General features: G+C 68.7%; 7 protein-coding genes. 6 read left to right on the forward strand and 1 reads right to left on the reverse strand.

The window, feature by feature from the left end:
- The first annotated feature begins 118 nt into the window (after positions 1 to 118).
- From xseA to Q0R13_RS10370, 3 genes are all read left to right on the forward strand, one after another.
- A complete protein-coding gene (gene xseA / locus Q0R13_RS10360) occupies positions 119 to 1,588 on the forward strand; it encodes an exodeoxyribonuclease VII large subunit (protein WP_293903413.1) in 1,470 nt (489 codons plus the stop codon).
- A 28-nt stretch (positions 1,589 to 1,616) separates the two neighbouring features.
- Positions 1,617 to 1,835, forward strand: a complete 219-nt coding sequence (locus Q0R13_RS10365; RefSeq protein WP_293903416.1) for a DUF2093 domain-containing protein — start codon at positions 1,617 to 1,619, stop codon at positions 1,833 to 1,835.
- A gap of 192 nt (positions 1,836 to 2,027) precedes the next feature.
- The gene (locus Q0R13_RS10370; protein ID WP_293903418.1) at positions 2,028 to 2,921 is read left to right on the forward strand and encodes an alpha/beta hydrolase; all 894 of its coding nucleotides are present in this window, start codon (positions 2,028 to 2,030) and stop codon (positions 2,919 to 2,921) included.
- Here the strand turns inward: Q0R13_RS10370 and Q0R13_RS10375 are convergent.
- Positions 2,918 to 4,021 carry an aromatic ring-hydroxylating dioxygenase subunit alpha gene (locus Q0R13_RS10375; RefSeq protein ID WP_293903421.1) on the reverse strand — a complete coding sequence of 368 codons (1,104 nt, stop codon included), beginning with the start codon at positions 4,019 to 4,021 and terminating at the stop codon, positions 2,918 to 2,920. The two genes, Q0R13_RS10370 and Q0R13_RS10375, sit on opposite strands and share 4 nt — an antisense overlap.
- Positions 4,022 to 4,103: 82 nt before the next feature.
- Here Q0R13_RS10375 and Q0R13_RS10380 point away from each other — a divergent pair, with 82 nt between their 5' ends.
- From Q0R13_RS10380 to Q0R13_RS10390, 3 genes are all read left to right on the forward strand, one after another.
- Positions 4,104 to 5,525 (forward strand): Gfo/Idh/MocA family oxidoreductase, encoded by a 1,422-nt coding sequence (locus tag Q0R13_RS10380; protein WP_293903423.1) that lies wholly within the window; start codon positions 4,104 to 4,106, stop codon positions 5,523 to 5,525.
- A complete protein-coding gene (locus Q0R13_RS10385) occupies positions 5,525 to 6,322 on the forward strand; it encodes a DUF1080 domain-containing protein (protein ID WP_293903426.1) in 798 nt (265 codons plus the stop codon). The genes Q0R13_RS10380 and Q0R13_RS10385 overlap by 1 nt, the downstream gene beginning before the upstream one ends.
- Positions 6,323 to 6,784: 462 nt before the next feature.
- Positions 6,785 to 7,645, forward strand: an 861-nt coding sequence (locus tag Q0R13_RS10390; RefSeq protein ID WP_293903429.1) for a right-handed parallel beta-helix repeat-containing protein, incomplete at its 3' end; no start/stop codon positions are given.

Consider the following 7,645-nt stretch of genomic DNA (forward strand, 5'->3'; position numbering starts at 1 on the left):
GCGGCCCGACTATCCGTTGGGGATGGGGGGCGCGTCCGAAACCGAGGTGGCGACTGCTACTTGAGGGCTCGGACGCGCCCCTTTCTTTTGGGCCGCGCGGAGGTGTTAGTTTGCCCCGATGACCGACGCCGCTGCCCCGACCCCAGAGCCCCTCGGCGAGACCGGCAACGCCCGGCCCTACTCCGTCTCGGAGCTGGCGTTCGCGTTGAAGCGGACGCTGGAGGACGCCTATGGCTTCGTGCGGCTGCGGGGCGAGCTGAGCAAGGTCACCCACCATTCCAACGGCCACGTCTATCTGACGCTCAAGGACGAGCGGGCGGCGATCGACGGGGTGGTCTGGAAGGGCAGCGTGCGCGGCCTGTCGGTGCGGCCCGAACAGGGGCTTGAGGTGATCGTCACCGGCAAGATCACCGCCTATCCGCAAGGCAGCCGCTATCAGATCGTCATCGAGACCATGGAGGCGGCCGGGATCGGCGCCCTCCTGGCACAGCTGGAACGGCTGAAGGCCCGGCTGGCCGGCGAGGGGCTGTTCGAGGCCTCGCGCAAGCAGGCCCTGCCGTCGATGCCCGAAGTGGTGGGGGTGATCACCAGCCCGACCGGGGCGGTGATCCGCGACATCCTGCACCGCATCCGCGACCGCTGGCCGTGCCGGGTAATCGTCTGGCCGGTGGTGGTGCAGGGCGACGCGGCGGCGGCCCAGGTGGCCGCGGCGATCCGCGGGTTCAACGCGCTGGACGGCGCGGGGGTCGTGCCGCGGCCCGACGTGCTGATCGTGGCGCGCGGCGGCGGTTCGGTGGAGGACCTCTGGCCGTTCAACGACGAAGCCCTGGCGCGCACGGTGGCGGAGAGCGCGATCCCGCTGATCAGCGCCGTAGGGCATGAGACCGACACCACCCTGATCGACTTCGTCTCCGACCGCCGCGCGCCCACCCCCACCGCGGCGGCCGAGATGGCGACGCCGGTGCTGGCGGAGCTCAAGGCCCTGGTCTCGGACCTCTCCGGGCGGATGCACCGCGGCGGCGGGCGGGTCGTGGACGACCGCCGCGGGCGGATCGAGGCTGCGGACCGGGCGCTGAAGCGCGTGCCGGACCTGGTGCGGCTGGCCGAGCAGCGCTTCGACATCGTCTCCGGAAAGCTGGGCGCGGGACTGGCGAAGAACGCCGCCGTCCACGAACGCGACCTGGTGCGGGTAGCCTCGCGGCTGTCGCCGCTGCTGCTGCAGCGGCCGCAGGCGGTGCAGAAGGACCGGCTGGATGGCCTGGTGGTGCGCCTGGCGCCGTCGATGCGACGGCGGCTGGAGCGGCTGTCCGAGCGGCTCGAGGGGCTGTCGAAGCTCTATGTCTCGGTGGACCCGGAACGCCCGTTGCAGCGCGGCTTCGCCCGGGTGACCCGGGCCGACGGGGCGATCGTCCACGCGGGCGCGGCGCTGGCTGGCGGCGAGGCAGTCAGCATCAAGTTCGGCGACAAGGTCACCCGCCAGGCGGTGATCGACGGCGCTGGGACCCCCGCGCCATCCCCGCCCATCGCCCCGAAACCCGCCCGAGCCAGGGGAAAAGCGGAAGGCTCACCGCAAGGCGACCTGTTCTGACGCGGCCCGGCGCGCTAAATAGGCGGCCATGAACGCCCACGACAGGACCTTCGGCGCCAACGACCTCGCCAAGCTGCACTACGGCGACGGGGAATATGCCGTGCTGCGCCCGGGCCGCTACGTCGTCTGCGCCGTCAGCGGCCAGAAGGTTCCGGTGGAACAGCTGCGGTACTGGAGCGCCGAACTCCAGGAAGCCTACGCCGGCCCCGCCGAGGCGCTGAAGCGCTGGCAGGAGACGCATCCCTGACCCTTTCCCTCCCCTTCCTGGCCCTTAAGGGGAGGAACAGACTGCGAAGCAGTCAGGGTGGGCAAGTTAGGGCCGAAGCGCTGCGTCGGAGATGATCGCAATTTGCCCACCCCACTCGACTTCGTCGAGTCGGCCCTCCCCATGAAGGGGAGGGAAGGCTACGCTACGTCGTAAATCCGAGGGGAAACGCCGATGATCCGCACCATGATGGCTGTGTTGGCCGCTCTGACGCTGGCGACCGCCGCCCACGCCGCGCCGCAGGATCGGTACGCGACCAACAACGGCGTGAAGATCCACTACGTGGTCGACGGCCAAGGGCCGCTGGTGGTGCTGCTGCACGGTTTCCCCGACTATTCGGCCACCTGGAAGCCGCTGACCGCCGAGCTCAACAAGGCCGGCTACCGCACCGCCGCCCTCGACCTGCGCGGCTACAACCTTTCCGACAAGCCGCAGGGCGAGGCCGCCTACGCCATGCCCAACCTGATCGGCGACGTGGCCGCGGTGATCGCCGCCGAGGGCCAGAAGACCACCATCCTGATCGGCCACGACTGGGGGGCGGCGATCGCCTGGCAGGTGGTGCTGAACCGCCCGGACCTGGTCAACAAGCTGGTGATCATGAGCGTGCCCCACCCCGCTGGCATGGCCCGCGAGCTGGCCACCAACAAGGCGCAGCAGGAGGGCTCGAACTATGCGCGCAACTTCCAGAAGCCCGGCTCGGAGACGATGCTGACCGCCGAGGGCCTGGCCGGCTGGGTCAAGGATCCGGCCGAGAAGCCCGGCTATGTCGAGGCCTTCAAGCGCTCCGACTTCGCCGCGATGATGAACTACTATCGGGCCAACTATCCCAAGGGCGTCGGCGACGCCGCTGCCCCGCCGCCGACCTTCCCGCAGATCAAGGTCCCGGTGCTGGTGATCCACGGCATGAAGGACACCGCCCTGAACGCCGCCGGCCATTCCGGCGTCTGGAACCAGGTCGACGCCGACACCACCCTGCTGATGGTCCCGGGCGCCGGCCACTTCGTGCAGCACGACGCCCAGGACCTGGTCGACCGCACGGTGCGCGACTGGCTGAATCAACGCCGCTAGGCCGCGGCCGCTTCCGGGATCATCCGCGTCAGCTTCTCGGCGAACGCCCGCAGTCCCACCTCAGACGGCCCCAGCGGCCCGCTGACGTAGCCGGACGAGGCCATGCCGTCCTGCACCCGCTTGATCAGCACGGTGTCCTCGGCGTTGACCTGGCGGTTGATCCGCCAGTTGAGGTAGCGCGCCGCCCTCGCCTCGCGCCGGGCGTCGGGGCGGACGTAGGCGATCTCGCGGATCAGGGTCTCAGTTGCCGAGATCGGGATGAACTGCATGAAGTCGATCTGGTCGGGATAGACGTCGAAGGCGATGTTGGGCCACAGCTTGTAGTAGTTCCACCGCCGCCGCGCCCGGCCCTCCAGGTGGTCGAAGGCGGGCAGCAGGGCCTGGTAGCCGCGCTCGGACCAGTTGGCGGACGGCGCCTCGCCGACGTCGCCCCACATCTTGTCGACCCACGGCATGGCCTCGATGCCGTAGCTGGCGCCGAACAGCCGGGTCAGGCCCGGATGCGCCACCGGGATGTGCAGGGTGTCGGAATAGTTGTCGGAGATGTTCTTCCAGTTCACCGGTCGCGGCCGCAGCGTCACCCGCCCCTGCGGCTGCAGGTCGGCCGGACAGTGCGGCGCCAGCTCGGCGGTGTAGGGCGCCATCATCTCCGCCACGCTGGGCAGGCCGGGCGCGAAGCGGACGAAGACGAAGCCCAGATAGACCTCCTGCTCCACCGGCTTCAGGCCGTGGGCGTCCAGGTCCAGGTCCTCGAACCCCTGCCACGGCGGCACGCGCACCAGCCGCCCGTCCAGGCCGTAGCTCCAGGCGTGATAGGGGCACACCAGCCGGTGGCCGCAGTTGCCGTGGGTCCCGTCCGCCAGCCGCGAGGCCCGGTGCCGGCAGGCGTTGTGGAAGCTGCGCACCTCACCGTCGTCGCCGCGCAGGGTCACCACCTGCTCGCCCAGGAAGTCGAGCGTCTGGTAGTCGCCGGCCCGCGGCACATCGTTCAGGTGGCAGACCGGCTGCCACGCCGTGCGGAAGATGGTCTCCCGCTCCCGCGCGAAGAACGCCGGGTCGGTGTACATCCAGGCGGGAAGGCTTTGCGCCGGCGTGGTCATGCGCGTTCCATAGCCGGCCTTGCAAAGGCGGCCAAACGCGACGCCAAATGCGCCCAATCAAGAGACGGCATTGGGGGAAACGATGGCCGCGCACGACGCCTCAAGGATCACGCGCCGCCGTTTGCTGGCCGGCGCCGTCGGGACCAGCGCCGCCGCGTTCGCCGCCGCAGCGCTCGGCGCGCCACGACGGCTGGCGCCCAGCGACCGGGTCAACGTGGCGGTGATCGGGGCCGGCGGCCAGGGCGCCGCCAACATGACCAAGCTCGTCGACCAGAACATCGTGGCGACCTGCGACGTCGACTACGACCACGTCGCCCGCTCCCTGCTCGACCGACACTTCCAGATGCTGCCCGGCCGCCAGCCGGTGAAGGACGCCTACGACAAGGCCACGCGCTATTCGGACTATCGCAAGATGTTCGACGCCGAGAAGGGCCTCGACGCCGTCCTGATCGCCACGCCCGACCACCACCACGCCGTCGCCGCGCGCATGGCCATTGAGCGCGGCCTGCACGTCTATGTGCAGAAGCCGCTGACCTACACCGTCGAGGAGGGCCGCCGGCTGCTGGCCCTGTCCAAGGCAAATCCGCAGCTGGTCACGCAGATGGGTTGCCAGGGTCACTCCGGCGACGACGGCCGGCGCGTGGTCGAGCTGATCCGCGGCGGCCTGATCGGCCCCGTGCGCGAGGTCCACGTCTGGACCAACCGCCCCGTCTGGCCGCAGGGCGTCGCCCGGCCCGCGCCGCAGCCCGCCCCCGACGGCTTTGACTGGCCGACCTGGCTCGGCCCGGCCAACGTCGACTGGGGCTACAATCCCGACTACGCCCACTTCAACTGGCGCGGCTGGGTGCCGTTCGGGTCGGGCGCGCTCGGCGACATGGGCGCGCATCTGATCGACTTCCCGGTCTGGGCGCTGCAGCCGGGCCTGCCGACCCGGATCGAGACCCGCCACTCCCGCTGGGCGGGCAACGCCAGTCTCTGGGAGAGCAAGCGCCCGGCCGAGCTCACCAGCTTCCCGCTCGCCAGCATCACCCGCTACGAGTTCGGCAAGGCAAAAGGCGGCGCTATCCACTTGACCTGGTACGACGGCGGCGTCCTGCCGCCCACACCGCCGGGCTTCCCGGCCGGACTGCAGATGAACCCGGACGGCGGCGTCCTGTTCGTCGGCGCGCATGGGATGCTGATGCACGAGACCTACGGCGAGAAGCCCACCCTCATCGGCGAAGGCCTGGACGAAAAGGCCAAGCGGATCCCGCAGTCCCTGCCGCGCATCAAGGACGGCCTCGGCGGGCACGAGCAGAACTGGATCCGCGCCATCCGCGGCGAGGAGGCGATCTCGTGCCCCTTCGACTACGCCGTGCCGCTCAACGAGACGATGATCCTGGGCATCGTCGCCCTGAAGGCCGACCAGCCCATCGACTACGATGGCGCGTCCGGCCGGGTCACCAACGCCGCGGACGCCAACCAGTACCTCGGCCGCCAGTACCGCAAGGGATGGGAACTGTGATGCGAACCCGGACATGGCTTTCGGCCGCCGCCGCCGGCCTGCTGCTATTCGGCGCGGCCTACGCCGTCGCCCAGGCCCCGAAGCCGCAGGACACCGAGCAGTGGACGCCCGTCCCGCCCATCGTCACCCCCGGCCCGCCACCGTCCGAGACGTCCGCCGCCCCGCCCTCCGACGCCCTGGTGCTGTTCGACGGCAAAGGCCTCGACCAGTGGGTCGCCACCCGGGACAAGTCGCCCGCCGCCTGGACCGTCGCGGACGGCATCCTCACCGTGAGTAAGGCGGCCGGCAACATCGAGACCCGGCGGAGCTTCCGCAACTACCAGCTCCATCTGGAATGGCGCGTGCCCACCGACGTCACCGGCTCCGGCCAGGCACGCGGCAACTCCGGCGTCTTCCTGGCCTCCACCGGCCCCGGCGACGCCGGCTACGAGCTGCAGATCCTCGATTCCTACCGGAACGAGACCTACGTCAACGGCCAGGCCGGCAGCGTCTACAAGCAGCACCCGCCGCTGGTGAACGCCAGCCGCAGGCCCGGCGAATGGCAGGCCTACGACGTCATCTGGACGGCCCCGGTCTTCGCCGCCGACGGGGCGCTCAAGTCCCCCGCGCGGGTTACCGTCCTCCACAACGGCATCCTGATCCAGAACGACGCCGTCCTGGCGGGCGAGACCCTCTACATCGGCAAGCCGGTCTACCGCCCCTATACGTCCGCCCCGATCAAGCTGCAGGCGCACGGCGACCCGAGCCCACCGCTGAGCTTCCGGAACATCTGGGTGCGGGAACTGGCCGGGCCGTAGGGGTCGGCGCCAGGCGCGGGGCCCCCGCCGCGGAGGGCGCGGCCAGATGTCTCAGGGGTCCCGCCGCGGCCAGTCCGCACGCGACTTGAGCCGGGTGAGGCGCGGTTCGAACCGCGGCAACACTGTATCGGGCCGCCAGGTCGGCGGTCGCGCGGCCCGGTGGCCCGTTCTCATCGGCAAGACGATTTGTCGCAATTCTTCGCAGTCATTGGCCAAATGCGATAGATTTGGAACTGTAATAGGTGATTTGACCTAAGTATATTACGCAATCTAGGCGCGAATCTGCATCATAATGTCGCTATTTATTGGCGCGACAATTTGCCACAAATATCATAATATTGATCTAGAACATCGTTTACGGCCATGAAACCACGCCTATTTGCCCCGCGATAAGCTCTAATACCTAGGTTCCACGTCAAGCAGCGCGCCTAGCGGAGGTGCGCCAAAGACAAGGAACTTGGCGTGGCGATTATCAATGTGAGCAGCACCGCTTTGCTGACCAGCGCCCTAAAGGCCGCGGTCGCCGGCGACACGATCAACCTGGCCAGCGGCGCCTACTCCGGCCTCAATATCGGCAACCTCTCCTACGGCTCGGGGATCACGATCACCTCGGCGGATGCGTCGCAGCCGGCGATCATCACCGATTTCACCCTCACCAACATGAAGGGGATGACGTTCAGCCACGTCGAGATGGCGACCCTGGATCATCCGGACCTGATCGCCAGCGAGTCGAGCTTCTTCGCCTTCAAGGTCAGCAAGGGCAGCAGCGACATCACCTTCGACCACGTCAACTTCCACGGGTCGGTGGATGGCAACGCGGCCAACGACGTGATGGGCCTGCAGATCCGCGACAGCAGCAACATCTCGGTCACCAACTCCGAGTTCCACGACCTGGAACGGGCCATGGCGGTCGGCACCACCGACAACGTCAAGATCACCGGCAACAACGTCCACGACCTGCGTTCCGACGGCTTCGACCTCGCCGCGGTCGGCAACGTCACCATCGCCGGCAACACCTTCCGCAATTTCACGCCCAATGCCGGCGACCATCCCGACGCGATCCAGTTCTGGACCTCCGGCACCATCACCGCCTCGCATGACATCACCATCTCAGGCAACGTGATCACCCGGGGCACCGGCGAGTACACGCAAGGCATCTTCCTGCGCGACCAGATCGGCACGCTGCACTACGAGAAGGTGACGATCTCCGACAACCTGATCGTCGGCACCGGCTACAGCGGCATCCGCGTCCAGGGCGCCAACGGCATCACCATCAGCAAGAACGAGCTGGTCTCCTTCGACGGCGACAACAAGACCTACATG

Origin of the sequence: Phenylobacterium sp. (assembly GCF_025351295.1) — a bacterium.
Classification (GTDB): domain Bacteria; phylum Pseudomonadota; class Alphaproteobacteria; order Caulobacterales; family Caulobacteraceae; genus Phenylobacterium.

Excerpts from the sequence above, each read along its gene's own strand:
- xseA (WP_293903413.1), top strand. The coding sequence starts at position 119 with ATGACCGACGCCGCTGCCCCGACCCCAGAGCCCCTCGGCGAGACCGGC.
- Q0R13_RS10365 (WP_293903416.1), top strand. The coding sequence starts at position 1,617 with ATGAACGCCCACGACAGGACCTTCGGCGCCAACGACCTCGCCAAGCTG.
- Q0R13_RS10370 (WP_293903418.1), top strand. The coding sequence starts at position 2,028 with ATGATCCGCACCATGATGGCTGTGTTGGCCGCTCTGACGCTGGCGACC.
- Q0R13_RS10375 (WP_293903421.1), bottom strand. The coding sequence starts at position 4,021 with ATGACCACGCCGGCGCAAAGCCTTCCCGCCTGGATGTACACCGACCCG.
- Q0R13_RS10380 (WP_293903423.1), top strand. The coding sequence starts at position 4,104 with ATGGCCGCGCACGACGCCTCAAGGATCACGCGCCGCCGTTTGCTGGCC.
- Q0R13_RS10385 (WP_293903426.1), top strand. The coding sequence starts at position 5,525 with ATGCGAACCCGGACATGGCTTTCGGCCGCCGCCGCCGGCCTGCTGCTA.